This window comes from Kitasatospora sp. NPDC058048 (genome assembly GCF_042885555.1).
Taxonomy (GTDB): domain Bacteria; phylum Actinomycetota; class Actinomycetes; order Streptomycetales; family Streptomycetaceae; genus Kitasatospora; species Kitasatospora lactacystinica.
Genome location: NZ_JBHVRT010000045.1, coordinates 52,651 through 75,199, shown reverse-complemented (window position 1 = coordinate 75,199; position 22,549 = coordinate 52,651). Strand labels below are relative to the sequence as shown.

Below are 22,549 nucleotides of genomic sequence, written 5' to 3'. Positions count from 1 at the left end.
CTCGAGGCCGGTTTCCGGGCCGTGGCCCGCCTGCTGCCGGCGGTGAGCCGGTGAGCGCCCTGGGCAAGGTCGTACGTTCCGGCGTGGGCCGCCGTCGGGTCCAGTCCCTCGTCCTGGCCCTGACGACGTTCGCCGCGGTGACGTCCTCGGTACTCTCCCTCGGGCTGCTGACTGTCGTTCAGGCCCCGTTCGAGCACGCATTCCGGGCTCGGAACGGGGCGCACCTGGCGGTCCAGTTCGACAGCTCGAAGGTCACGGCCGCGCAGGCCGCCGCCACCGCTCACGCCGCCGGCGTCACCGAGGCGGCCGGGCCCTACCCGGTCGCCGCCGCCCTGGACACGACGATCGGCACGGACTGCTCCGAGCAGGACTGGGCCGGTCACGACAACGGTCCGATCACCGTCACCACCCGGCCCGACCCGGGCAGCACCTCCGGGATGGACCAGCTGGCGCTGACCCGGGGGCGCTGGCCGACGAGCCCGGACGAGATCGCCCTGCCGTGGCAGCACTATGCCGCCGACTGCTTCGGCGATTCGGTGGTGTTCTCCTCCCTGCCGGGCAAGCCGTCGTTCAAGGTCGTCGGCTTCGCCGGCTCGGTGACCGACAGCGCGACCGGCTTCGCCACCGCCGACGGTTTCGCGCGGCTCACCGCCGCCGGCGCCACGTCCGACGTCCAGATGCTCTACCGGTTCGCCAAGGCCGGGACCGCCGCCGACATCGCCACCGGCAAGCAGGCGGTGGCCGCCGCCGCGCCGGCCGGCGCGATCGAGAGCGGACAGTCGTACCTGACCGCGGAGCAGCAGGCGACCGGCAACGCCAAGGCCTACGTGCCGTTCCTGATCGCCTTCGGGATCCTCGGGCTGTTCATGTCGGTGCTGATCATCTCGATCGTGGTCAGCGGGGCTGTGGCCTCGGGAATCCGGCGCATCGGGATTCTGAAGTCGTTGGGCTTCACCCCTTCGCAGGTGGCCCGCGCCTACACCGCGCAGGCCGCGATCCCGGCGACACTCGGCGTGGTGCTCGGCACGGTCTTCGGCAACCTCCTGGCCGTGCCGATCCTGGACGGGGCCACCAAGCAGCTCGGCGCGGCCAGTGCCACGATCCCGTTGTGGGTCAGCGCCGTGGTGCCGCTGGGCACCCTGCTGATCGTCGGCGTCACGGCTTTGATCCCGGCACTGCGGGCCGGCCGGATGCCGACGGTACGGGCCCTGGTGGTCGGCCGCGCCCCCAGGGCCGGGGGCGGTCGGGCGGCGCAGCGTCTGGCCTCGCGGCTGCCGCTGCCCCGGGCCGTGTCGCTGGGGCTGGCCCAGCCGTTCGCCCGGCCGGCCCGGGCCGTCCTGGTCGGTGCGGCGGTGCTGTTCGGCGTGGTGAGTGTCACGTTCGCGGTGGGGCTGGAGTCCGGGTTCAACAAGTACCTGGACGCCAGCACCTCGGGCTTCAACGTCGCGTCGGAGTTCGTGATCCCCACGGCCGACGTGGGCGTGCCCTGGGGTCGCTACGGCCCCGACGACCCGCGCACCCCGCACCTGGACGCCGCCGGGGTGGCCGCCGCGCTCGCCGGGATCCCGGGCACGAAGACCGCGTTCGGCTGGGGCGAGAGCGGCGCGACCATGGTCGGCGCCCCGCCCGGCGGCGAACCGCCGAAGGTGTTCACGGTCACCGGCGACTTCTCCTGGACGCACCTGGAGCTGCTGTCCGGCCGCTGGTACGCGGCGCCCGGCGAGGCCGTGGTCGGCGACAAGCTGGCCACGGCGGTGGGGATCCACGTCGGTGACGACGTCACCGTGGTGCAGCAGAACAGGCAGCTGTCGCTGAAGGTCGTCGGGATCAACTTCGACACCAACCAGGGCGACTACACGGTCATGACGGATGCGGCCACCTTCACCGCCGCCGGTCTGACCCCGCACATCGACATGTTCAACGTCGAGCTGGCCGACAACGTCGACGGATCGGACTGGTCCACCTCGGCCGCCGCCGCGCTGACCCCGCTGAACGCCTCGGTCCAGCCGAGCTCGGGCGGGGGCAAGAACATCATTGTGATCACCATGGGCGCCCTGGTGGCCACGCTCACGCTGATGATGATCGCGGTCGCCGCGCTCGGGGTGCTGAGCACGGTGGTGCAGGACACCCGGGAGCGGGTCCATGACCTGGGGATCCTCAAGGCCCTCGGGATGACGCCCAAGCAGACCGTCGCGATGGTCCTGACCCCGGTGTCCCTCACCGGCCTGATCGCCGGGCTGATCGGGGTCCCGCTCGGGGTCGCGGTGGAGAAGGCGACGCTGACCCCGATGGGGAACGCGATCGGCCGGCACCTGCCGCCGAGCGTGTCCCACGTCTACCCCACCGGGCTGCTCGTCCCCCTGCTGACCGGCGGGATCGTGATCGCCCTGCTCGGGGCACTGCTGCCGGCCTACAGGGCGGCCCGGTCGCGGACCGCCGCCGCGCTGCGGACCGAGTAGGACCGAGGGCGCGGCGCCCTGCGGATGCAGGCCCCGTCCGGGGCACCGCTGCCCTGTCGGGACGGTGGAGGCGCCGCCCCGCAGGATTCCCCGGGTTCCCCGGGTCGTGATCCTCCCTGCGAAGCCGAGGACACCGACGACCCTCCCTCGCTGGACCCCGCCCGGTGAACGCCCCGGCGTCGTACCTCGGAGCCCGGACGGGCGGGCCCGGCGCCGAGGCGTTCACCGGGCGTAGTCGACCTCGGGGAAGCCGGGAGAGGGACCGTCGAGCAGCCGCCCCCGGTCGCGGAGGTGGAGGTCGAAGAAGGCTCGCGGGTAAGCGCGTTGGAACGCCTGTGCCCGATGCCCGGGAATCGTCCCGACCTCTTGCTCCAGATCGGGCGGTGACATGCCCAGGAGAGGGGCGAGCAGCGGCAGGATCAGCACATCGTCGCCGAACGACAGGTGCGCGGCTCCCCGTACGGTCAGATGCAAGCGCCAGCCGCGCAGATGCGACCAGAACGCGCGCAGGGCGGGGTTGCTCTCCATGCCGCCCTTGCCCAGGGTGTCCACGACCAGGAACGGACGGTCGAGCCCGGCGTCCACCACCGGGCCCGCCGCGCCCCCGTCCAGGCTCGCTCCCGCCGTGATCCGCCCGTCGATGAGCATCGTCGCGGCGGTGGTGGCGCCGCCCAGGGAGTGACCGAGCATCCCGACGCGCCGCAGGTCGAGCGCCCCGCGCAGGCCTGTGGGCAGCGGGGTGCGGCAGACACCGGGGTGGCCACCCGAGCGGAGGACGGCGAGCCGGTCCAGGACGAACCGGATGTCGGCGGTACGGACCGCGAGGGCCTTGGCGTAGTCGCTGATCCCGCCCTGCGGATTCGTCTCGACGCGTCCACCGGGGAAGGCGACCGCCGCCGCGTCGTAGGTGTGGTCGACGGTGACCACCAGGAAGCCGTGACTGGCGAGGTCTTCCACGACGCCGGTGCCGAACGACCGTGACGCGTTGGCGCCGGGAGAGTAGAGCACGACGGGCAGGGGGCCCGGCGGGCCGCCGACGGGAGCCCCCTCGTGGCCGTGGGTGCCTCCCAGTCGTACCCGGCCGGGAGGCAGACCGAGGAGGCTCAGGTACCGGTCGGCCGCCGCCGGAGGCATCCAGGGAACGGTGGGGCGGTCCGCGCGGCCGCGGGCGGGGTACCAGATGCTGATCATCAGCTCACGGCAGGGGCGGGAGGGCACCCAGGGGTCCGGCCGCGCGGTGTCGGCCAGGTGCAGCGCGATCGTACCCAGCGGGTACGGTCCGTTCGGGGCGGGCAGCTGGAACCGCACGGGTTCCTCCTGCGCCGGTCGCGCGACGGCCACCGGCGCGAGCGGACCGAGGGTCATGGCGGCGGCCAGTCCGGCGCACGAGGACAGCAGTGTTCTCCGATTCATGACTCCACTGTTCCGTCCGACGGGCCCGGCGGCTTCGCCCCCGGGAAGGAACCCGGTGTCAGCCCAGGAGGGTACGACGGGCATCGGCCGCGCGGATGACTCAGCCCGTGAGATGACGTCCTCCGGGCTGACAGGCCCCGGGCCCCCGCTTGGATAGCGTGGTCGGCATGGGCGACGGGGAGTCACGGCCGCTGGTGGCCGGACGTCTGCGGGACGGACAGTGGCACGGCGTGGACACGGTCGCGGCCGTGCTCCTCGCCCTGGCGTTCGGCGCGAGCGAGACGCTGAGCGGTGGCTGGGGCGCGGGAGCCGTGGCGGCGCTGGTCTGGCTGCCGATCGCGGTACGGCGCAGATGGTCCGTCCGGGTTCTGTACACGGTCCTGGCCGGAGCGGTCCTCGCCATGGCGTTCACCGGATGGGAGGAGTCCTGGGTCCCCGTCGGGGCCGCCCTGTACACGGTGGCGGCGCAGGAACCGCGGCGCCGGTCCGTGACGGCGCTCGGCTGCTCGCTGGGCGCCGTCGCGGCGGCCATGGCCCTCGTACCGCGACCGGTCCCGGCCTCCGGGGTCGCGTGGGGCATCGTCTTCGCCTCCTTCATGATGACCCTGCCCTGGCTGGTGGGCACCGCGCTGAGAGAGCAGCGGTCGTACGCGGAACTCGCCGCCCGGCAGGCCGTGACGGAGGAGCGGCTGCGGATCGCCCGCGAGCTCCACGACGTGGTGGCCCATCATCTGACTGTCATCGCGGTACGGGCCGAGGTGGCCCGTGCGGTGGCCTCCACCAACCCGCAGGAGGCCGAGCGGACCCTCGCACTGGTCGGGACAGCGGGCCGGACGGCGCTCACCGAGATGCGCCGCATGCTCGGCGTTCTGCGATCACCCGGTGACGGAGCCGAGTCGGGGACCGCCCCCGGTCTGGCCGACCTGCCCGCACTCGCGGACGGCGCCGGCCCGCGCGTGGAGCTGTCCGTCGACCCGGATCCACCGCTCCCCCCGGGGGTGGAACTGGCGGTCTACCGGATCGTTCAGGAAGCCCTCACCAATGTCGTCAAGCACGCGGGATCGGCGGACTGCCGGGTGAACCTCTCCCGGACGGGCCCCGAGGCCGTCGAGATCGAGGTCGTCAACGACGCGCCGTCCCGGCTCTCGTCCCGGCTCCCGTCCCGGTTCCCGCCCGGGCGCCCTGGCGGCGGGCACGGACTCGTCGGGATGCGGGAGCGGGCGGCCATGTGCGGCGGGACCCTCTCCGCCGGCCCCCTGGCGACGGGCGGATTCCGGGTGCACGCGCGGCTGCCCTGCGGATCGGAGACAGCCCGGTGAACCGGCCGGTGCGGGTTCTCATCGCCGATGACCAGGCGCTGTTGCGGGCGGGCTTCCGCCTGCTCATCGAGAACGCGCCCGACCTCACCGTCGCGGGCGAGGCCGTCAGCGGCGAACAGGCCGTCGAACTCGCCCTGCGGCTGCGGCCCGACGTCGTGCTGATGGACATCCGGATGCCGGGCACGGACGGTCTGGAGGCCACCCGGCGCATCTGCGCGGACCCGGACGCCGCCGGCACCCGGGTGCTGGTCCTCACCACGTTCGACCTGGACGAGTACGTGTACGCGGCACTCCGCGGCGGAGCCAGCGGATTCCTCCTGAAGGACATCCTCCCCGCCGACCTGCTGACAGCCTTGCGGGTGGTCGCCGCCGGCGAGGCCCTGCTCGCGCCCACGGTCACCCGCCGTCTGATCCGCGAGTTCGCCGGACTCCACGAGCCGCGCCCGCGACTCGCCCGGGAGCTGGCGGGCCTGACCCCACGGGAACGGGAAGTGCTCCGATTGGTGGCCCGGGGACTGCCCAACCGCGTGATCGCCGAGCATCTGGGGCTGAGCATCGCGACCGTCAAGACACATGTCCGGCGGCTGCTGGCCAAGCTCCACGCCCATGACCGGGCCCAGCTGGTCGTCATCGCCTATGAGACAGGCGTGGTCACCGCGGGCGGGAACCCACCGTCCGCGGGCTGACGCCTCACCGGCCGGGACGGTGGACCTGAAGGGGACTCCCCCGGCGGTGGGTCGTGCCGACCCCGATCGGTCCCGTGTGCGGCGGTCCTCGGCGTCGGTGCGGCGCTCGACCGGTCCGGCCGCGACGACGCGTTCGACCAGCCGGCCGGGGTTGGTGCCGCTCTCGCGACGGCCCGGGCAGGGATCCGGGCACCGAATCGCCGCCATACGGAACCTGGGAGCCGATCGGCATCAAAGCCTTCGATCAGCAGGCGATTTCTTGAACAGAACGTTAAATACAAGGCCTTGCCCCGTATTTGGGTGTAGGCTCTGAAGCACAGAGGGTGGTCCGAAGGGCCGGCATGACGATGATGCCGACGAATCACCCCGGACAGGGGGAGCACCATGATCTACAACATCGAGGTCGCGCGAGCCACGATCGACGAGCGTCTGCGGGAGGCCGAGAAGTACCGCCTCACGCGCGCGCTCCGGCTCAAGAGCCGCGCCGAGCGCACCACCCGACGCGCACACCGGGCCCTGGCAGGTCTGATCGGCCCGGCCGTATGAGCATCACCCTCTGAGCATCACCCTCGACGGGCCGCCACCGCAGCACCGGTGACGGCCCGTCCGCCATCTGCAAAGAAAACTCCCGGTGAAGCGGCCCGGTCGGCCACACACAGACGCACGCCGCAGCCTCAGCCGGTGAGCATGAACCACAGCCTCGACCCGGAGGCTCATCGCGGTCACAGCAATTGCCGTCATCGCAATGAGCTGGCTCCAATTCGCCTGGACCGGCGCCACCCCCGGAACAGTCAGCGACAGCGGCCGCTGCCCGACCGGCAATATCCCTGACCGGTGGCCTCGATGGCTGCCCGCACGACCCCAACCGGGTCTCGGCGCGGGGCGGGTCAGGTCTTCGCGGGACGACAGCGGCGATCCACACGATCGGCGGCCGCGGAGATCGGGGACCGGGCGGTCTTCCACGACACCGGCGCAGGTGGGGCGAGTATGTCGTCGAACTACAACTCCAGACCACTGATCCCAGGGGTCACGGTCGAGGGCGATCGGGCCGGGCGGATCCGTAGGCGGCAGACCGTCGGCGAGCTGCTGGCGCTGGAGGTGGGGCTGCCGGAAGACTTTTTCTTCCTGGACCGATGAGTTCGGGTGGCGCCGGCGGTCAAACCTGAGAAAGCAACGACAGCCGACCAGGGAGACCTGAAATGTCCAGCACCGCCACCGCCGCCACCACGACCACCGCCACCGCCACCGCCACCGCGAAGTCCGGCACGGCCGTGGTCCGGGTGGTCCGGACGCTGCGGGTCCTGCTCGCGCTCTTCTTCGCCCTGGCCAGCGCGCTGCCCAAGCTGCTCGCGCTCCCCGCCGCCACGACCGTTTTCGACGCCATCGGGGCAGGCCACTGGTTCATGTACCTGACGGGACTCGTGGAACTGGCCGGAGCGGTCGGCCTGCTGGTCCGCCGGCTGGCCGGGCCGGCCGCGACCGCGCTGATCATCTTCCTGGCGTTCGCGTTCATCACCCAGCTCACCGCCATGCACGGCGAGAACGCCGGGACCCCGTTCATCTTCATGGTGCCGCTGGCCGTCATCGCCTGGCACCGGCGCGCCGAGACGGCCGAGCTGCTCGGCCGCTCGCGCTGACCTGGTGCTTGGGGGGCCGTCAGCAGAGGGCCGGCGTCGCGGCTCCCTGTCGGGTCCGGCGGGTGGCCGCTCGTGCAGTGGACCGAGCGCGGGCGTACCGGTCAGGGGCTGCGCGGGCGGCTGGTGGGGATCGTGCTGGTGGACGAGGACACCGGTGCGCCGATCGGGGCGGCGCGGGCGCTGGTGCGCGGCGTTCTGCATGTCCTGGACGCTCTGCCGGGGTTCGCCGGGTCGGCCTTCCGGCCCTTCGCCAGGCAGCGCAGGGTGGGGCGGCGGCGGGGTCGTAGTGGAGCGTCGGCATCGGCATCTCCTTCGTCGGGGCATGCAAAAGGGCCCGCCTCCCCGGTGGTGGGGAGACGGCCCTTGGTGCGGGGGGCGGGTGGACGCGTTGTTCGTCGGGCTCAATATTGCGGTTTCGTGCTTGCCCGGAAGCGGGATCCGGCTACGGCGAGCCATCCTGAGCTTGCGAGCGACTCCACGCCACATCGCGGTGTCATTCCAGACATCCACCGACTCTTCTGACTCCCGAGTCACCGGCGGACCGCAGCATGGGGGCTCGGAAGCTCCCCTCGATCACCCCATCCCGTCCGTTGCCACTGCCGGAGAGAAGGTTGTCATGAGCGCATCTACCCGTACCAAGTTCGCCCGTTTCCTGGCCGTCCCCGCCCTTGCCATGGCGAGCACGATCCTCGCAACCGCGCCCGCGAGCGCCGGGGGACTCTCCATAGGCGTCAACGGCGCCACCGTCGCGGATGCCGGGCGGACACTGAACGTCTCCGTCAGCTACCGGTGCCTCCCGATATTCGAGTGGGTCAAGATCACCGTCCAGGCCACGCAATCCGCCGTATCGGGCGTCGGCTCGGTCCAGCTCCCCTGCACCGGCGGGGAGACCGTGACCATTCCGGTGGGCGTCACCTCGCCCGGTGACACGTGGATCAGGTCCTCGGTGAACGTGGTCGTGCACATCTACGACGCCGAGCTCGACCGGGGCGGGGCCGCGGCCACCGTCGTCGCCAACTGACCGGCGTCCACGGAAAACGAAACGGCCGGTCGATCCGAGGATCGACCGGCCGTCCCGGCTTGTCGGGGCCCGCCCTCCACCCGGGCACTTGTACACCGGCAGCCCGGCCGTGTCATGCGCGCCCGGTCGGCCCCTCGCCTCGGGCCACCCCGCCGGCCTTCGGCGGCAGGGCCTTCCTGCTGCGCCGCCCGAGATCGACCATGCCGTGGTCGCCGCGCTGCTCCAGTTCCGGATGGCCACGACCGAGCAACTGCGCACACGCCACGTTCTCCCGGTCGACCTCGATCAGGAGCACCGGCACGTCCGCGCCGCGGTCGCGCAGCACCAGGTCGGTGAACAAGGAGCAGCGGCGCGGGATCGCGTGCTCGACCTCGGTGGAGAACGCGGCCAGGTGCCCGTAGCCGCCGCGGGCGGGAAGGCCAACGCCTCCACACCGCCCTGGCCGCCGACGGGAGCGCCGTCGGCGTGCCCGGGCCGCGGGCCGGGGTCGTGGTCGACGCCGGCGGCGGCCGTGGGGCACCCGGCATTCGGCCCATCGGGCCCGCCCTCCAAGGGCGACCCCTGCCCGTCCCTGTCACGGCACCGGCCCGAAATGGCTATGCACATGGTTATGAGAATCACCTGCCGCGCCGCTCTCGGCGTCCCGTTGATGACCGCCGCCGCCCTGGTCCTGCCCGCCGGCCCGGCCACCGCAGCCACCGGAAACCTCTACGTCAACAACGAAGAGGTCTACACGGACCCCTCCGGCTGCTACCCCCTGGAGGACTCCAGCATCGTCGACAACAACACCGACACGGCCGTGACCGTCTACTCGGGTCCGGACTGCAACGGAGAGGAGCTGGGCCGCATCAGCGCCGGTGACGACGAGATCACCACCGGCGGCCAGAGCCTCTACATCCCCTGAATCCCTGCCCCGATCTCGCCACCGGCCCCGGACCGGCCCGGATCGTCTTTTCGCAGATGTAAACGGTTTGGCGTTGCCGTTCGACTTCTGGGCATGAGGCGTCAGGTAACCCAACTGCTCGGCTGGGCCCCGGTGGTGCCGTTCGTGGCACTGGGCAGTCAGCCCTCGTGGATCGTGCTGGCCCTGCTCGGGGCTCTGGGGGTGGCGGCGCGGCAGCTGACCGAGTGGCAGCGCCGCCGCACCCTGGTCGCGCTGGTCGAACGGTCGCCGCTGGGCACCGCCGTGGAACAGGAGAGCGAAACGGGCGGACCAGGCATGCGGGTCCAGGTCGGCGTCCGGCCGACCTGGGGAGCACCGAACGCGGACAAGCAGAGCCAGGGAGCCAAATGACCGAGACGGAGAACAGGCGAATCCCGACGGATGTCGCCAAAGCCGTCACCGTGCTCTTCCGGGCGGTGTATCGCGATGTGCTGGCCTCCACCATCCTTCTGGCCGGCCGGACGGACGGACGCCGCCGACCTCGTCCAGCACGCCTTCCACGAAGCCGCGCTGCAATGGTGACGAGGTCGGCACCCGCCCGCTGGAGGGCGCGAAGGCCTGGACCCGGCGGAGATCGCGCGCAGCCTCGGCATCTCACCCGCCACGGTACGGGTACAGCTCCACAAGGCCCGTCTGCGCCTGGACCGCGAAGTCGGTGACCTCCGGCCTGAGAGCACCGCGAAGAAGAGGAAGGTCTCATGACCACGTTCCGGCACATCACCAACCGCGCCGACGACGACCTGCTGGGGCTGTTCCGGCAGGTCTAACGGGACGCCGTCCCCGCGTCGAGCGAGGCCTTCGTCCAGGAGGAACTGGACAAGCTGGTGGCCTGGATGAGCACGCCGGCCAGGCCCGCCGTCACTCCCCCGGTCGTGCCTCCCCCGGCGCAAGACATCAGGTTCCTGAACATCGCGGAAGCCGCCGCCCTGCTGCACGTCCCGAAGCTGACCGTCTACCGCCTCGTTCCGTCGGAGGCAACCAGGTCCCTGGCCCCGGTGTCACGGTGATGCGCGGCCTTGACCATGGCCGCGACGTCCAGCGGGCAGCTAAAGTCCGTCACTCCCACACGCCGGACAGGCCGCTCGGACCAGTCGGCTGTTGAGTGGTCACCCGTCAGCGGCAGGCATGATCAAGGGCTCGGTGGCCCATCCACACCGCAACATCGCATACCCTCAGCGCGCTGACCGTCTCCGGCAGGTCCGCAGCCTGGCGGAGGTCGAGCAGCAGGCGGTGCAGGGAGCCGTCGTCCTCGCCCATCGCGGCATGCAGCGAAAGCCAGAACGGGCGCGGGCGGCCCAGCGCGCAACGCACCACCGTGTCGTAGACCGGAAGCAACTGCGGACGCTTACGGGCCAGGATCTTCCCCGAGATCACCCAGCCCAGCCCGTGCTGGGACTCCAAAAGCCGCCACGCCTGGTCCGCCGGCGAACCGTCGGCCACCGTGGCGGCGTCAACGTGCGCCAGGTCCACGCCAGCCGGGATCGCGGACAGCAGGTCAGCCAGTTCGTCGCCGAGCGGGCCCTCCAGCATGTCCAGCTTCAGCTCGACCGGGATGGACACCGAGAGGGTTTCCACCGCGATCAAGTCCTCCGCCGTGATCCGACCGGCGGTCTCCGGGCGATCTCCGCCACCGGCCAGATGCTCGAACCGGCTCCCCGTGAATGGAGCCGCATCAGGCGGCAGGCCAATCCCGTAGTAGCGGCGTAGGTCTCCGACGACACGCTCGGCATCGACCAGCGCGCGCAGCCGCTTCCCCAACAGTGACACCGGGGCCCCGGCCGTCTTGGCGGGAGAGAACATGGGTACTCCGTCCGACGCTGCGGTGCTGCAGGGCTGGGCGCACACCCTGAACATGGGCACCGGCCAGTATCGGGACGACTACGCCCACAACACAAGCCAGGGCGCCCCGGTGTACACCTACGCGCAGACCGGGCAGTCCAACCAGTGGTGGTGGGTGGCCAACAACGACGGCAGCACGGTCACCTTCTCCTCCTACGAGACCCAGCAGTCCGGCGGCCTCGGCGCCTGGTGGTACCGCAACCTCACCCGCGACAGCGGAAACCGCGGCGTCCTCGGCCCCCAGCGTCGCTGGGGCGCCGGCATCGGCTTCGGCACCCTGCCTGGTGAGGAGCGCCGGTGGTACGCGGACGGTGACGCCGGGACGTACATCCACTCCAACGCCTGGAACGGCGACTGCCTGACCGCCCACGCGGGGGCAGGTGACGATCGAGGGCTGCCGCGGTGGTGCAGACAGCATGCCTGGGCGGGCAGTGCCCGCCTGCGCCTGGCCCACTGGCGGCCCTCTCAGGTGCCCTTCCGCCACTGGGCCGATCACGTCGGCGTGCAGATCACCGGCCCGGTCGACATCCGCCGGATGCGCAAGAGCGTCAAAGCCGAGAAGGCGGTCGCCACCGGCGGCGCGATCGCCACCATTGCCGACGACCACCACCAGGAGACCTTCCGCGGTCACTACGCCCAGGGCACCACCCTGCGCGTCATCTCCGGACGCGTGATCGCCCAGGCCCAGCAGCACTGGCTCGACCAGGCCGGCACCGGTCCCGTCGTCCTGGCCCCGACACCGAGCACGTGCTGCACGACGACGGACCCCGGCCGCACTCGGCCTGGACTCCGAACCCGCCGACCATCTGCAACGGGTCCGCCTGTGCGCCTGGCGCCCGCGCAGTTCGCCGCCCGCTGGGGCCGGTCCTGGCGCAACCTGCAGGCCGTACTCGCCGACTTGCACCTCGCCGCGGCGGATCGTGCGGTAGGCCCGGGCGGCGGTGAACAGCCACGCGGCCGCCAGCAGGCAAACGGCGACGTGGAGCTCCGATCCTGCTCTCCGGGGAGGGGAGGTCGGGCCTTTCGCCGGCCCCGGGTCAGCGGACGATGACGACCTTGCCAGCGACGGTGCGCGACTCGGCCAGGGCGAGCGCGGCCGCGGCCTCGTCGAGGGGGAACTCTGCGGCGACCTGGGCGGTGAGCGTGCCGTCGGCGAGCAGGGCCAGCACCTGGGTGAGGTCCTCGCGCAGCCGGGCCCGGAAGGCCGCGGGGCGGCGCCTGCCCGCCCACAGGTTGTAGAAGTGCGCGGAGCGCCCGTTGGGGAGCAGGTTCCACAACGCCAACCGGGCGAACAGGTTCAGCACCGGGAGCCGCGAGTCGCCGGCCTCGTCCTTGGTGGCGGCGGTGCCGTAGGACACCAGGACCCCTCCGCGGCGCAGCAGTTGCCAGGACCGCGCCAGTCCGGCGCCGCCGACGTGGTCGAACACCGCGTCGACGCCGTCGGGCGCGAGTTCCCGGATGCGCTGGTACGCGTCCGGGTCGCGGTAGTCGACCGGGGTCGCACCGAGGGCGCGGACGGTGTCGTGGTGGCGTGCGGAGGCCGTGCCGATCACCGTGATCCCGGCGTGCCGGGCCAGTTGGACGAGGGTCGAGCCGACGCCGCCGTTGGCGCCGAGCACGACGATCGTCGCGCCCCGGGCCACCTTCGCCGTCCGGTGCAGCATCTGCCAGGCTGTCACGCCGTTGACGACCACGGTCTCGGCGTCGGCGGCCGTCACGCCGTCCGGCACGGGGACGGCGTCCGCGGCATCGATCAGCAGGTGGCTGGCCCAGGCGCCGGTCTTGGTGACGGCGGCGAAGCGGCGCCCGGTCATCGCCGGGTCGACGCCGGGGCCGGTCGCGACCACCGTGCCGACCACGTCGTAGCCGGGCACGAAGGGGAAGGGTGGCTGGTCGTAGTACTTGCCGCGGCGCATCTGCTGCTCGGCGAAGGAGACGCCGGTGGCGTCCATCCGCAGCAGGACCCGGCCGTCGGTCGGCGGCGGGAGGTCGCGGGTGCGCAGCCGGAGGCCGTCCGGCTCGACCTCGCCCGGCAGGACGACCTCGATGGCGCGGGTGATGACGGCGTCGTTCATGGCGTGCTCCGTTCGGCTCGGCATTGCTTACGGCCGTAACGTTACGCACGTAAGCTCACGGCATACAAGGCCTGTCGGCTGTAAGTTTTCACCTGTAAGCTCACGGCATGGGAAACGAATCGAGCACACAGTCCGCCCGCCCCCGCAACCGCCGGGGGGAGGGTGCCCGTCTCCGCGAGGACATCGTGGCCGCCGCGGTCGAGCTGCTCGACGAGACCGGCAGCGAGAGCGCCGTCACCCTGCGCTCCGTCGCCCGCCGGGTCGGGATCGCCGCCCCCTCGATCTACCGCCACTTCCCCGACCAGCCGGCCATCATGCTGGCCGTGGTGCAGCAGGCCTTCGACCAGCTGGAAGCACAACTCCGCGCCGCCGTGGACGCGGCCGGCGAGGACCCCCGGGCACGTCTGCTCGCCTTCTGCCACGCCTACCTGGGCTTCTCCGAAGACCACCCGGAGCGCTACCGCACCATGCTCGGCGGCGTCTGGGTGCCCGTGCTCCAGGACACCGCCGTGACGCAGGAGGACATGGCCACCCTCGGCATGGCGCCCCTGCACCTGCTCGCCGACGTCCTGGCCGAGTGCGCCGCCGCCGGCCTGGCCGCCACCGACGACCCCTGGGCGGACGCCGTCGCCCTGTGGCTGGGCCTGCACGGGCTGGCCCACCAGCGGGCGGTGACGATCGCCTTCCCCTGGCCCGAGGGAATCGCCGACCGGCTGATCTCCACGCTGGCGCACCTCAAGAGCCAAGGCCCGTCCGATCATTGATCATGCGGCGGCGAGTCGAGCCGAGCTCGCGGTTCGTCACCAGGAGCGCCCACGTATATCGCTGGCCGCCCCGGACGGGTCGGCCCTACGCTCCCGGGGTCAGGTGTTCCTCGAAGGGGTGGGCATGATTCGTAGTTCCACCGTCCGGGCCGTCAATGCGTTGACCGCGCGCTGGGCCGCCGCTCTACCGGAAGGCGGCACGGCCTTCACCACCGCCGGGGTGTGGCCGCTGCTGGCTCTGCTGGCAGACGGCGCAACCGCCGCCGTCCGTACGGAACTTGCCGATGCCATCGGCATCCCGGCAGACCGGGCTGCGGGCGAGGCGCGGAGCCTGCTGGCCGCGATCGATGCGATGCCCGGCGTGCAAGGGGCGCTCGGCCTGTGGACCCACGAAGCTCTGCCGATCGAGCGGAGCTGGCTTGCCGCGCTCCCCGAGCGCGTCCACGGACAGCTCACCGGCGACGCGGCCTCGGACCAGGCTCGACTCGACGCCTGGGCGGCGACGTGCACCGGCGGACAGATCCCGTCGATGCCGGTGACCGTCGGGAAGGACACCCGACTGGTGCTGGCCAGCGCCCTCACGGTCCGTACCGACTGGATCCGGCCGTTCGAACCCTGCGGCCTGGAGGCGGCGGCCGGCCCCTGGCGGGGCAGGGACATGGCCGGCCTGTCCCGGGTCACCGCACTCCTCGACCGCGTGGGAGTCACCCAGACCCCGACAGGTCCCGTCACCGTGCTCCACGTTCTCGGCGCCCAGGGAGTCGATGTTCACCTGTTCCTGGGGACGGAGGACGCCCAGCCAGGACATGTGCTGGCGGCAGCGGTGCGGACCCTCGACAACCGGAGGACAGTACTCCCGGGCGGTCAACTCCCCGACGGCGCTCCGGGCCCCGGGCTGACGGTCGAGCGCGTTGCCAGCCTCGACGGCGAATCGAAGCTGGTGGTGGAAACCGTGCCCTTCACCGTCACCGCCCGCCACGATCTGCTCGAGGACCCTGAGCTGTTCGGCCTCCGAACAGCAACGGACGGAACCCGAGGTCACTTCCCCGGCATCAGCGCCGAGCCGTTGGCGGTCGAGGCCGCCGCACAGACGGTGACTGCCACGTTCGGCGCCCGCGGCTTCCGTTCCGCGAGCGTCACTGCCCTGAGCGTCGCGGGCGCGGGGCTACCGCCGCGGTACCGCTGTCGCGCCCGCATAATCAGCGCTCGATTCGACCGGCCGTTCGGCTTCCTCGCCGTCCACCGCACCTCACGGCTCGTCCTGAACGCCGGCTGGATCACCGAACCCGACGCCTTCGAGGAATCGTCCTGGGAATGATGAGCCCGTGAAGCAACGGACGGCACGGGGCAGCGTCGGACGGTCGGGTGCGGTGTGAAGGATGCCCGCCCGAAGCGGCGCGAGTGCGGCGCCCGCCCGGCAGGTGGCCACCGCTGCGCAGCCGTTGCGCGAACGGCGCGGCCGGCGCCTCCGGCCTTGTGCCTCCCCGACCAGCCGCGTGGATCCGACGCCACCATCTCGGACGACCGGCGCCACGAGGAGCGGACGCAACGCCGGCGGTGCCGCGTCGTGCGGCACCGCCGGGCGGGGCGAGGGGCCTGCGGCAACAGACGGGGCCTCGGGTGGTGCGTGGCGACCGTCCGGACCAAAGGACATGATCACCATGGCCATGCGCCGTCACACCTCGCGGAGGCCCGCCAGCGGGGCCGCGTTCTGCATCCACCTCCCCGGGAACCGCACGCTCGGCGTGCCCTGGATCCTCCCGACCGGCGTCGCGGTCGTCGTGCTCGTCGTCCTGGGCTACGACGTCCAGGCCGCCATCGCGGCGGTCCTCGCCACGGGCGCGGTCGCTCGCGAGCTCGGCCAGTCCTCCTGACGGTCCGGTTCATCCACCGTGGCGGTGCCGCACGCCTGCGGCACCGCCACGCACCGTGAGGAGGTACGCCGTGCCACGTCGTGAGAACCCCATCGACCCGCACGCCCCGTACGCGGGGCTCGCCCTGCTGCTGCGCCGGGCCCGGGAGGAGGCGGGGCTGCCTCCCTACGAAGCCCTGGCGCATCGGACCGGTTTCTCCGTGTCGGCGCTCGCCCAGGCCGCCTCCGGCAGACGGCTGCCCAGTCTGACGGTGACCGTCGCCTACGGCACCGCCTGCGGCGGCGACCGGGAGTTCTGGGCCGCGCAGTGGAACGTCGCGCGCACTCGCCGTGCCGATGCCGGGTTCTCGGGTTCAGCCCCGCACTGCCCCCTGACCCCAGCGGTTGCCGGACGGTGGGAGAGTTCGTGCAGTGCCTGCGCGAGCTGAAGGCCTGGGCCGGCGAACCGTCGCTGGGGTGGGTCTCCCGGCACATGTCCAGGCATCTCGACACCCACGCGGGCCGAAGCACCGTGGGCGACGCACTGAACCTGCGGCGCCGCAGCCTGCCGCGCCTTCCTCTGCTCGTCGGCTTCGTTCGGAGCTGTCTGCACTTCGCGGCCTCGTACGGGGGCCGTGGCGGCGGACCGGGCGTTCTCGAGTGGTACCGCGGTGCCTGGCACCGACTGCGGCGGGCGCTGTCCGAGGTGGCCCGGGAGGAGGGCGGGGGCCGCTCTGCGACGGCACCGGGCAAGGAGGCCGAGCTCGTCCGGTGGCGTCAGTCGAGGCCGCTCGTCCCCCTGGACTCCGGTCTCCCGGCCGAGGTCGTGACGCTCGCGGACACCCTTCGGGCAGTGGTCCGTTCACGGCAGTGCTCGATCCGCCAGGTCGCCGGGGCGGTCTTCGTCAGCCCCGCCACGATGTCCCGCTACCTGAACGGTCACCGGGTGCCGCCTCGAAATGTCGTCGACAACCTCGCGGCCTTCGCGGCTCCCGGCCCCGGCGACGGGACGGCCCTGCGCACGATGCTCCATGAGCTCCGCTGGAAGGCGCTGAACGCGACCGGCCCGAGGACGCCGCTGACCGTCGAGCTGGCGAAGCGGTTGAATGACACCCACAGCCGTACCGGGGCCCTGGACGCGGAGGTCACCAGGCTGAAGTCCGAGGTCACCGATCTGACGACGCTTCTCCAGCAGGCGTACGAGGACGCCCAGCAGCTCAGCGCAGCCAGGCGCAGTACATGGGGAAGGCTCCGGTTTCGGTGCCGGTGCCGGTGCCAGTGCCCGTGCCGGTTTACGGCGACGTGTTCGCCGGCCTCAGGGCTCAGGTCGCGCCGCAGCCGCGCAGGCTGGCAGTTCCGGTGCGCCGGCCGTCGGGGTCGGCGAGGATGGTCCGCACCGGGGCGCCGTCGTCGGGCTCGGCTGCGGCAAGGGGCTCACAGCCGGTGCCTGCGGTGGCAGGGAGCCGGTCTGCCGTCGCCCCGTAGGACGGTGGCCGGGACGGTGCCGGAGGCCGTCGGTCGAGGCAGGTGTCCCGGCAGCCGGAGCCGACGAGGCCCCTGAGCGCGCCCCCGCCGGGGCAGCCGAGCACGGTGGTTCCCCGGGGCGCCGGGTCTGCGACCGGCGGCCGGAGGGCAGTGCGCGGGGCAGCCGGCGACCAGGCGGCAGGCGGGCGGTCAGCGCCACGTCCGGCCGCTCGCCGCCACAGCCGGGCACGACGGCGTTCGTGCCGAGTTCGGACAGCACGAGCCGCACATCGTCCAGCACGGCGTCCTGCTGCCGGCCGTCCAGGCCGAGCGTCGGCAGCACCGACCTCGCCCAGCGCCGGACGGGCACCGATGTGGGCCCGCCCGGCGACGAGTTCAAGGCTGACGATGGTGCTCAGAGCGCCGTCCCGGTGGCCGAGCCGGAGCGGAATGCGGGTGCCGTGTGAAAGCGGAACGGCGATCCGGTTGCCAGGGCCGGAGCGGACTTCGAGGTCACTGCAGGATGCGCTCGCGTACCGGCCGGTGGAACGTGTCGGGCCTCAGTCCACGCACGGGATCCCGCCCGCCTTCACCGCCGGCCCCTGCATCGGCAGCCCCGCCGCCGGGTCGGCGGAGGGATCGCCGGCCGCGGTGGCCGAGGGGACGGCCGTCGGCGCGGGGGTGCGGGAGACGGCGAGGGTGAGCAGGATGCGCCCCGCGGGGACGGCCGACGAGAAGAAGGCGTTCACCCCGTAGCGGGCGGCGAGGCGTTGTGCGTCGGCCTTGGCCCCGGACCCGTAGGCGACGGTGGTGGCCCGGGTCCTGGCCGGGGCGTCGCCGATCCGGCCCGCCTGGTAGCCGAGTTCGGCCAGCGCCCTGGACTCGTTGGCCGCCGCGCCCGCCCCCGCGGCCGCGTTGACGTCGACCACCGCCTTGGGCGCCGTGCTCGGGGTGGCGGAGGGCGACGGGGCGGGTTCGCCCGGCCCTTCCCCGGGCGGCGCGGCGGCCGGCGGGGCCGGCGCCGGCTCGTGGTTGAAGAGCTGCCGGACGATCTTCCTGATCAGGTCCGGGTTGACGGTGTTGACCTCCTGCCCGCCGACCGTCCTGAAGCCGCTGATCGGCAGGGTGTTGAACTCCACGTTGCCGCCGGTCAGGTTGGGCGCCTGCTGGGCGAAGTCGAGGATGTTCCACTCGTTGTCGATGACCACGTCCTTCTTCACCACCGCGAACAGCTTCTGCATCTGCCCGAGGTCGTTCAGGATGCCCTGCTGCTTGAGTTTGTACTCGACGGAGGAGAGGAACGCCTGCTGCCGGTGGGTGCGGTCGAGGTCGCCGTTGGTGAGGTGGTGGCGCTGGCGGACGAAGGAGAGTGCCTGCGCGGCGTTGAGAGAGCTGATCCCGGCCGGGAGCTTGAGGCCGGTGCCGCCGCCCTCGTGGGTGGCGGTCCGGGCGATGATCGGGTCGTCCACCGGGTGGTTGAGGCAGACCTGGATCGGCTCGACCGCCCTGGCGATGTCGTAGAAGCCGATCAGGTTCACCTCCGCGAAGTGGTCGATCGGGACGTCCAGGAGGCTCTGCACGGTCTGGATGGTGGCCGAGCGGCCGGCCTCGCGGCTCTGCCGCTCCAGCAGCGCCTTGGAGAGCCCCTTGCCGGCCAGCTTCTGCTCGGCGGCCTCCTTGGCGATGCCGTACGCCTCCTTGATCTTGTGCATCCTCCCGTCCGCGCCGACGGTCTGCACGTAGTCGTCGCGCGGGACGGAGAGCGCGGTGACCCTGCCGCCGTTGGCCGGGATGTGCAGCACGATCAGGGCGTTGGTGTTGTACCCGCCGATCCCGCTGGAGCCGGCGTGCAGTTCGTCCTCGACGAACTGCTTGGGCAGGTCGTTGCCGTCCATGTCCTTGCGGCTGTCCAGGCCGATCAGCAGCAGGTTGACGGACTTGTCGAGGTGCGGCGGGGCGTTCTTCTTGGCCTCGCTCAGCGCGGAGGACTTGACCATGCCGTCGTCCAGGCTGCGGTACTCGTACCAGGTGAAGCCGCTGGCGCCGAGCACGGCGACCGAGACGGTGCAGGCCAGGGTGCGCCCGGCGACGGTCAGCGGGGCGGCGGCGCGGCGCGCGGCCTGCCCGCGCTGACCTCGCTGACCTCGCTGACCTCGGCCGCCGGTACGGCTGTTGCCGCGCTCAGCCACGGCGGCCCCTTCCGACCGGGGCGGCCGTCCGGCCGGTTCGTCGGCGTTGCTGTACCACCCGGCGGCGGGTCGGCACGGCGCGGACCGCGACCACGGCGAACGCCACCGCGACGGCCGCGGCCATCACCGGGAAGGCCCCGACCACCCAGCGCAGCGCGCCGGTGCCGAGGTTCTTCCCCTGGTACGTCCCGGGGTGCGCGAGGTACTCGACGCCCGAGGCGGTGAGCAGCACCACGACCGGTGCGGCCGTCACCACCCACCACCGGCCCGCCCGGCTGCACAGCAGTGCGGCGGCCGCCGTCCCGAGCACCGCGCCCACCGCGAAGAGGAGGCTGACGCCCGGTCCGTCGACCTCGTCCGCGACCGCCCCGAGCAGCGGCAGCCCGACCGCCGAGAGCACGGCCGCCGTCCCGCCGCGACGACGCGCCTGCTGGCGGCGGCGGGCCGCCCCGGGGCGCGGTGTCCGGGCCGCCCGGGGCGCCGCGGCGCCCGCGGGGCTCCCCGGACCGCCCGCACCGGCCGCCCGGGAGCGCTGCGCGGGCAGGGCGCGGTCCTCGGTGCGCGGTCCCGCGTCCTGGTACGGCGTTCTCGCCCGCTGACCGGCCATGCGCACTTCCCTCGATCGTTGCGGCCGCGGCGGAGCAATCGCGCCGCCGCGCGTGCCGGGACGCCTTCGGTCCTGGTGGCGTCCTGGCGGGGACCCCACCCTCTACATCGCTGTAGAAGATGGCCTGAGCATACGAACCCATTTCAGCAAAGTCATCCGCCGTCACCCGGCGGCGACGGACCGCCTGGTGGGCCGTCGTTAGGATGGTCACGATCCCCGCCACGTCGGCACACCATCAGGAACGCATCAGAGGAGCAGAGCGTCACCATGTTTGAGAGTCTGAAGAACCTCGCGGACAAGGCCACCGACCTCGCCCGCGAGCACGGCGACGTGATCGGGCAGGGCCTGGACAAGGTCGGCGACGCGATCGACGACCGCACGGACGGCAAGTACAGCGGGCAGATCGACACCGGCGTCGAGAAGGCGAAGGACTTCCTGCGCAACCTCGACGGCGACCAGAAGCCCGCCGAGTAACCTGCCGCAGGGAGCGATCAGCCGCACGGCGCTCGAACGGGCGCACGAGCGAACGGGGAGGGGCGGCAGCGGTGAGCGAGGAGAAGAAGGGGTCCGGCCGGGGACGCTGGCTGGTGATCGGCGTCGTGGTGGTGGCCGGACTGGGTCTCGTCCGCGGCAACGGCCACGACGGCGCGGCCTCCGCCGACCCCTCCCCGACCGCCGCCTCCGGCCCCTCCCCGGGCGCCGCACCGTCGGCCGGCTCCTCCGGTCCGCCGTCGAAACCCTCGAAGCCCTCGGGCCGCTACGACCCGGCCGACTACGCGGCGCCGGTCCGCCAGTACGCCGCCGAGGCCGGGGTCAACCCGCAGCTGCTGATGGCGATCCTCTACAACGAGGCGTACAAGCCGCACGACCCCGAACTCGAACGGGCCTGGCAGCGCGGCAAGCCGGACGCCTCGTTCGGCATCGCCAACATGCACCGGGCCGCCTTCGACGACACCAAGCCCGGCCGCCCGTTCGCCTCCCGGCAGTGGGAGGAACTCCCGGACGACCGGAACCTGGCCGTCCAGGCGGCCGCCTGGCACCTGCACGACCTCGCCGCGCAGCTGCCCGCCCGCCCGGGCGTGCCGCTCACCCGGGACGAGCTGGTCGCCCTCGGCTACAACGCGGGCGCGGGCAACATGCTGGCCTTCGCCCGGGGCGTCAAGATCGGCTCCCAGGCACAGTCCTACCTCGACCGGCTGCGCGACAACTGGTCGAAGTCCGGCGAGGCCGTGGCCTGACAGCCTCCGGCGGTCAGCTGACGCCGATCCGGGCGGACCAGACCCTCCGCCAGGCCAGCGCATCGGCGACCCCCTCGGCGATGCCGCGCCGCGGCTGCCAGCCGAGCAGGTCCCGTGCGGTGTCCACGACGGCGTAGCAGCCGATCACGTCCCCGGGCCGCGGGCCCGCCTCCCGCACCTCCAGGCCGGTGCCGACGGCCTGCTCGAAGGCGGCGATCAGTTCCCGCACGGTGGTCCCGTCCCCGGTGCCGACGTTGATCACCCGGTAGCGGTCCGCCACGCCCGGGGCGATCACCTCGTCGAACCGGAGCAGCGCCGCGACGTGCGCCTCGGCGAGGTCCTGGACGTGGACGTAGTCGCGGATGCCGGAGCCGTCGCGGGTCGCCCAGTCGGTGCCGGTCACGGTGAACGGGGTGCCCGTGGTGTGCGCCTCGATCAGCTTGCCGAGGGCGTGGGTGGGCCGGAGGTCCTGGAGGCCGGTGCGCAGCTGCGGGTCGGCGCCGATCGGGTTGAAGTAGCGCAGGGCGATGACCCGCTGGCGCTCGGCGCCCTCGCCCCGGGTCCAGTCCTGGAGGACCTGCTCCATCATCTGCTTGGTGCGCGCGTACGGGCTCCCGGCGTCGACCGGGCTGCTCTCGTCGACCCGGGCGTCGGGGGTGGGGGCGTAGATCGAGGCGGAGCTGCTGAAGACGACCCGGGTGCAGCCGTGGCGCTGGAGGGCCTCCAGGAGTTCGACGGTCTTGGCGACGTTCTCCCGGTAGTAGTACAGCGGTTTGGCCACCGACTCCGGTACGACGATCTTCGCGGCGCAGTGCACGGTGGCGTCGATGTCGGGGTGCTCGGCGAAGATCCGGTCGAGCAGGGCCGCGTCGGCGATGTCGCCCCGGTAGAAGACCCGGTCCGCGACGAATTCGGTCCGGCCCCGGGACAGGTCGTCCAGCACGACCGGGGTGATCCCCCGGTCGAGCAGGGCGGAGGCGACGGTGCTGCCGATGAAACCCGCGCCGCCGGTGATCAGGACCTTCTTCATGCGCGGACGCTCC

Annotated in this window: 25 protein-coding genes; 18 read left to right on the top strand and 7 right to left on the bottom strand. The window is 72.5% G+C overall.

Annotation, left to right across the window (positions count from 1 at the left end; all coding sequences use genetic code 11):
* Nucleotides 1–50: 50 nt before the first annotated feature.
* Complete coding sequence (locus ACFVVA_RS34775; protein ID WP_387694729.1) at nucleotides 51–2,459, top strand: FtsX-like permease family protein; 2,409 nt, start codon at nucleotides 51–53, stop codon at nucleotides 2,457–2,459.
* Between the two features lie 222 nt (nucleotides 2,460–2,681).
* Here ACFVVA_RS34775 and ACFVVA_RS34770 read toward each other — a convergent pair whose 3' ends face one another.
* Nucleotides 2,682–3,872, bottom strand: coding sequence for an alpha/beta hydrolase family protein (locus ACFVVA_RS34770; RefSeq protein WP_387694728.1), 1,191 nt, complete (start codon nucleotides 3,870–3,872; stop codon nucleotides 2,682–2,684).
* Nucleotides 3,873–4,039: 167 nt separating this feature from the next.
* On the opposite strand from ACFVVA_RS34770, the gene ACFVVA_RS34765 reads away from it, so the two are divergent.
* From ACFVVA_RS34765 to ACFVVA_RS34740, 6 genes are all read left to right on the top strand, one after another.
* On the top strand, nucleotides 4,040–5,191 hold the full coding sequence (locus ACFVVA_RS34765) for a sensor histidine kinase (protein WP_387694727.1): 1,152 nt from the start codon (nucleotides 4,040–4,042) through the stop codon (nucleotides 5,189–5,191).
* Nucleotides 5,188–5,877 carry a response regulator gene (locus tag ACFVVA_RS34760; protein WP_387694726.1) on the top strand — a complete coding sequence of 230 codons (690 nt, stop codon included), beginning with the start codon at nucleotides 5,188–5,190 and terminating at the stop codon, nucleotides 5,875–5,877. The genes ACFVVA_RS34765 and ACFVVA_RS34760 overlap by 4 nt, the downstream gene beginning before the upstream one ends.
* Nucleotides 5,878–6,261: 384 nt before the next feature.
* Nucleotides 6,262–6,423, top strand: a complete 162-nt coding sequence (locus ACFVVA_RS34755) for a hypothetical protein (protein ID WP_387694725.1) — start codon at nucleotides 6,262–6,264, stop codon at nucleotides 6,421–6,423.
* A gap of 441 nt (nucleotides 6,424–6,864) precedes the next feature.
* A complete protein-coding gene (locus ACFVVA_RS34750) occupies nucleotides 6,865–7,014 on the top strand; it encodes a hypothetical protein (protein WP_387694724.1) in 150 nt (49 codons plus the stop codon).
* Between the two features lie 62 nt (nucleotides 7,015–7,076).
* Complete coding sequence (locus ACFVVA_RS34745; protein WP_387694723.1) at nucleotides 7,077–7,514, top strand: DoxX family protein; 438 nt, start codon at nucleotides 7,077–7,079, stop codon at nucleotides 7,512–7,514.
* Nucleotides 7,515–8,130: 616 nt separating this feature from the next.
* Entirely contained in the window at nucleotides 8,131–8,535 is a 405-nt protein-coding gene (locus ACFVVA_RS34740) for a hypothetical protein (RefSeq protein WP_387694722.1), read from the top strand.
* Between the two features lie 112 nt (nucleotides 8,536–8,647).
* Here the strand turns inward: ACFVVA_RS34740 and ACFVVA_RS34735 are convergent, their stop codons facing one another.
* On the bottom strand, nucleotides 8,648–8,875 hold the full coding sequence (locus ACFVVA_RS34735) for a hypothetical protein (RefSeq protein WP_387694721.1): 228 nt from the start codon (nucleotides 8,873–8,875) through the stop codon (nucleotides 8,648–8,650).
* A 270-nt stretch (nucleotides 8,876–9,145) separates the two neighbouring features.
* Between ACFVVA_RS34735 and ACFVVA_RS34730 the strand changes: the two genes are divergently transcribed.
* The 3 genes from ACFVVA_RS34730 to ACFVVA_RS34720 all read left to right on the top strand — a co-directional run bounded on the left by ACFVVA_RS34730 (nucleotide 9,146) and on the right by ACFVVA_RS34720 (nucleotide 10,180).
* On the top strand, nucleotides 9,146–9,439 hold the full coding sequence (locus ACFVVA_RS34730) for a hypothetical protein (protein WP_387694720.1): 294 nt from the start codon (nucleotides 9,146–9,148) through the stop codon (nucleotides 9,437–9,439).
* 93 nt (nucleotides 9,440–9,532) lie between these two features.
* Entirely contained in the window at nucleotides 9,533–9,829 is a 297-nt protein-coding gene (locus ACFVVA_RS34725) for a hypothetical protein (RefSeq protein ID WP_387694719.1), read from the top strand.
* A 207-nt stretch (nucleotides 9,830–10,036) separates the two neighbouring features.
* Nucleotides 10,037–10,180: a sigma factor-like helix-turn-helix DNA-binding protein gene (locus ACFVVA_RS34720; RefSeq protein ID WP_387694747.1), complete on the top strand. Its 144-nt coding sequence runs from the start codon at nucleotides 10,037–10,039 to the stop codon at nucleotides 10,178–10,180.
* A 411-nt stretch (nucleotides 10,181–10,591) separates the two neighbouring features.
* Here ACFVVA_RS34720 and ACFVVA_RS34715 read toward each other — a convergent pair whose 3' ends face one another.
* Nucleotides 10,592–11,278, bottom strand: coding sequence for a DUF6308 family protein (locus tag ACFVVA_RS34715; protein ID WP_387694718.1), 687 nt, complete (start codon nucleotides 11,276–11,278; stop codon nucleotides 10,592–10,594).
* On the opposite strand from ACFVVA_RS34715, the gene ACFVVA_RS34710 reads away from it, so the two are divergent.
* Nucleotides 11,277–12,368: a hypothetical protein gene (locus ACFVVA_RS34710; RefSeq protein ID WP_387694717.1), complete on the top strand. Its 1,092-nt coding sequence runs from the start codon at nucleotides 11,277–11,279 to the stop codon at nucleotides 12,366–12,368. The two genes, ACFVVA_RS34715 and ACFVVA_RS34710, sit on opposite strands and share 2 nt — an antisense overlap.
* On the opposite strand, the gene ACFVVA_RS34705 is transcribed toward ACFVVA_RS34710, so the two are convergent.
* Nucleotides 12,355–13,392, bottom strand: coding sequence for a medium chain dehydrogenase/reductase family protein (locus ACFVVA_RS34705; protein ID WP_387694716.1), 1,038 nt, complete (start codon nucleotides 13,390–13,392; stop codon nucleotides 12,355–12,357). The two genes, ACFVVA_RS34710 and ACFVVA_RS34705, sit on opposite strands and share 14 nt — an antisense overlap.
* Nucleotides 13,393–13,499: 107 nt before the next feature.
* On the opposite strand from ACFVVA_RS34705, the gene ACFVVA_RS34700 reads away from it, so the two are divergent.
* The 5 genes from ACFVVA_RS34700 to ACFVVA_RS34680 all read left to right on the top strand — a co-directional run bounded on the left by ACFVVA_RS34700 (nucleotide 13,500) and on the right by ACFVVA_RS34680 (nucleotide 17,569).
* Nucleotides 13,500–14,156 (top strand): TetR/AcrR family transcriptional regulator, encoded by a 657-nt coding sequence (locus ACFVVA_RS34700; RefSeq protein WP_387694715.1) that lies wholly within the window; start codon nucleotides 13,500–13,502, stop codon nucleotides 14,154–14,156.
* 103 nt (nucleotides 14,157–14,259) lie between these two features.
* Nucleotides 14,260–15,474, top strand: coding sequence for a serpin family protein (locus ACFVVA_RS34695; RefSeq protein WP_387694714.1), 1,215 nt, complete (start codon nucleotides 14,260–14,262; stop codon nucleotides 15,472–15,474).
* A 343-nt stretch (nucleotides 15,475–15,817) separates the two neighbouring features.
* Nucleotides 15,818–16,030 carry a hypothetical protein gene (locus ACFVVA_RS34690; RefSeq protein WP_387694713.1) on the top strand — a complete coding sequence of 71 codons (213 nt, stop codon included), beginning with the start codon at nucleotides 15,818–15,820 and terminating at the stop codon, nucleotides 16,028–16,030.
* A gap of 70 nt (nucleotides 16,031–16,100) precedes the next feature.
* The gene (locus tag ACFVVA_RS34685; protein WP_387694712.1) at nucleotides 16,101–16,457 is read left to right on the top strand and encodes a helix-turn-helix domain-containing protein; all 357 of its coding nucleotides are present in this window, start codon (nucleotides 16,101–16,103) and stop codon (nucleotides 16,455–16,457) included.
* A gap of 44 nt (nucleotides 16,458–16,501) precedes the next feature.
* The gene (locus ACFVVA_RS34680) at nucleotides 16,502–17,569 is read left to right on the top strand and encodes a helix-turn-helix domain-containing protein (RefSeq protein ID WP_387694746.1); all 1,068 of its coding nucleotides are present in this window, start codon (nucleotides 16,502–16,504) and stop codon (nucleotides 17,567–17,569) included.
* Nucleotides 17,570–18,032: 463 nt separating this feature from the next.
* On the opposite strand, the gene ACFVVA_RS34675 is transcribed toward ACFVVA_RS34680, so the two are convergent.
* Both ACFVVA_RS34675 and ACFVVA_RS34670 read right to left on the bottom strand, forming a co-directional pair.
* Nucleotides 18,033–19,661 carry an LCP family protein gene (locus tag ACFVVA_RS34675; protein ID WP_387694711.1) on the bottom strand — a complete coding sequence of 543 codons (1,629 nt, stop codon included), beginning with the start codon at nucleotides 19,659–19,661 and terminating at the stop codon, nucleotides 18,033–18,035.
* Nucleotides 19,654–20,268 (bottom strand): DUF6542 domain-containing protein, encoded by a 615-nt coding sequence (locus ACFVVA_RS34670; RefSeq protein WP_387694710.1) that lies wholly within the window; start codon nucleotides 20,266–20,268, stop codon nucleotides 19,654–19,656. The genes ACFVVA_RS34675 and ACFVVA_RS34670 overlap by 8 nt, the downstream gene beginning before the upstream one ends.
* 267 nt (nucleotides 20,269–20,535) lie before the next feature.
* On the opposite strand from ACFVVA_RS34670, the gene ACFVVA_RS34665 reads away from it, so the two are divergent.
* Nucleotides 20,536–20,742: an antitoxin gene (locus ACFVVA_RS34665; protein ID WP_359902610.1), complete on the top strand. Its 207-nt coding sequence runs from the start codon at nucleotides 20,536–20,538 to the stop codon at nucleotides 20,740–20,742.
* Between the two features lie 71 nt (nucleotides 20,743–20,813).
* Nucleotides 20,814–21,506: a lytic transglycosylase domain-containing protein gene (locus tag ACFVVA_RS34660; RefSeq protein ID WP_387694709.1), complete on the top strand. Its 693-nt coding sequence runs from the start codon at nucleotides 20,814–20,816 to the stop codon at nucleotides 21,504–21,506.
* A gap of 13 nt (nucleotides 21,507–21,519) precedes the next feature.
* Here the strand turns inward: ACFVVA_RS34660 and galE are convergent, their stop codons facing one another.
* Nucleotides 21,520–22,536, bottom strand: coding sequence for a UDP-glucose 4-epimerase GalE (gene galE / locus ACFVVA_RS34655; protein ID WP_359902616.1), 1,017 nt, complete (start codon nucleotides 22,534–22,536; stop codon nucleotides 21,520–21,522).
* Nucleotides 22,537–22,549 lie beyond the last annotated feature (13 nt).

Coding starts and splice junctions, on each gene's coding strand:
- ACFVVA_RS34770 (WP_387694728.1), bottom strand. CDS start 3,872: ATGAATCGGAGAACACTGCTGTCCTCGTGCGCCGGACTGGCCGCCGCC.
- ACFVVA_RS34765 (WP_387694727.1), top strand. CDS start 4,040: ATGGGCGACGGGGAGTCACGGCCGCTGGTGGCCGGACGTCTGCGGGAC.
- ACFVVA_RS34755 (WP_387694725.1), top strand. CDS start 6,262: ATGATCTACAACATCGAGGTCGCGCGAGCCACGATCGACGAGCGTCTG.
- ACFVVA_RS34750 (WP_387694724.1), top strand. CDS start 6,865: ATGTCGTCGAACTACAACTCCAGACCACTGATCCCAGGGGTCACGGTC.
- ACFVVA_RS34745 (WP_387694723.1), top strand. CDS start 7,077: ATGTCCAGCACCGCCACCGCCGCCACCACGACCACCGCCACCGCCACC.
- ACFVVA_RS34740 (WP_387694722.1), top strand. CDS start 8,131: ATGAGCGCATCTACCCGTACCAAGTTCGCCCGTTTCCTGGCCGTCCCC.
- ACFVVA_RS34730 (WP_387694720.1), top strand. CDS start 9,146: ATGAGAATCACCTGCCGCGCCGCTCTCGGCGTCCCGTTGATGACCGCC.
- ACFVVA_RS34725 (WP_387694719.1), top strand. CDS start 9,533: ATGAGGCGTCAGGTAACCCAACTGCTCGGCTGGGCCCCGGTGGTGCCG.
- ACFVVA_RS34710 (WP_387694717.1), top strand. CDS start 11,277: ATGGGTACTCCGTCCGACGCTGCGGTGCTGCAGGGCTGGGCGCACACC.
- ACFVVA_RS34715 (WP_387694718.1), bottom strand. CDS start 11,278: ATGTTCTCTCCCGCCAAGACGGCCGGGGCCCCGGTGTCACTGTTGGGG.
- ACFVVA_RS34705 (WP_387694716.1), bottom strand. CDS start 13,392: ATGAACGACGCCGTCATCACCCGCGCCATCGAGGTCGTCCTGCCGGGC.
- ACFVVA_RS34700 (WP_387694715.1), top strand. CDS start 13,500: ATGGGAAACGAATCGAGCACACAGTCCGCCCGCCCCCGCAACCGCCGG.
- ACFVVA_RS34690 (WP_387694713.1), top strand. CDS start 15,818: ATGGCCATGCGCCGTCACACCTCGCGGAGGCCCGCCAGCGGGGCCGCG.
- ACFVVA_RS34680 (WP_387694746.1), top strand. CDS start 16,502: ATGTCCAGGCATCTCGACACCCACGCGGGCCGAAGCACCGTGGGCGAC.
- ACFVVA_RS34670 (WP_387694710.1), bottom strand. CDS start 20,268: ATGGCCGGTCAGCGGGCGAGAACGCCGTACCAGGACGCGGGACCGCGC.
- ACFVVA_RS34665 (WP_359902610.1), top strand. CDS start 20,536: ATGTTTGAGAGTCTGAAGAACCTCGCGGACAAGGCCACCGACCTCGCC.
- galE (WP_359902616.1), bottom strand. CDS start 22,536: ATGAAGAAGGTCCTGATCACCGGCGGCGCGGGTTTCATCGGCAGCACC.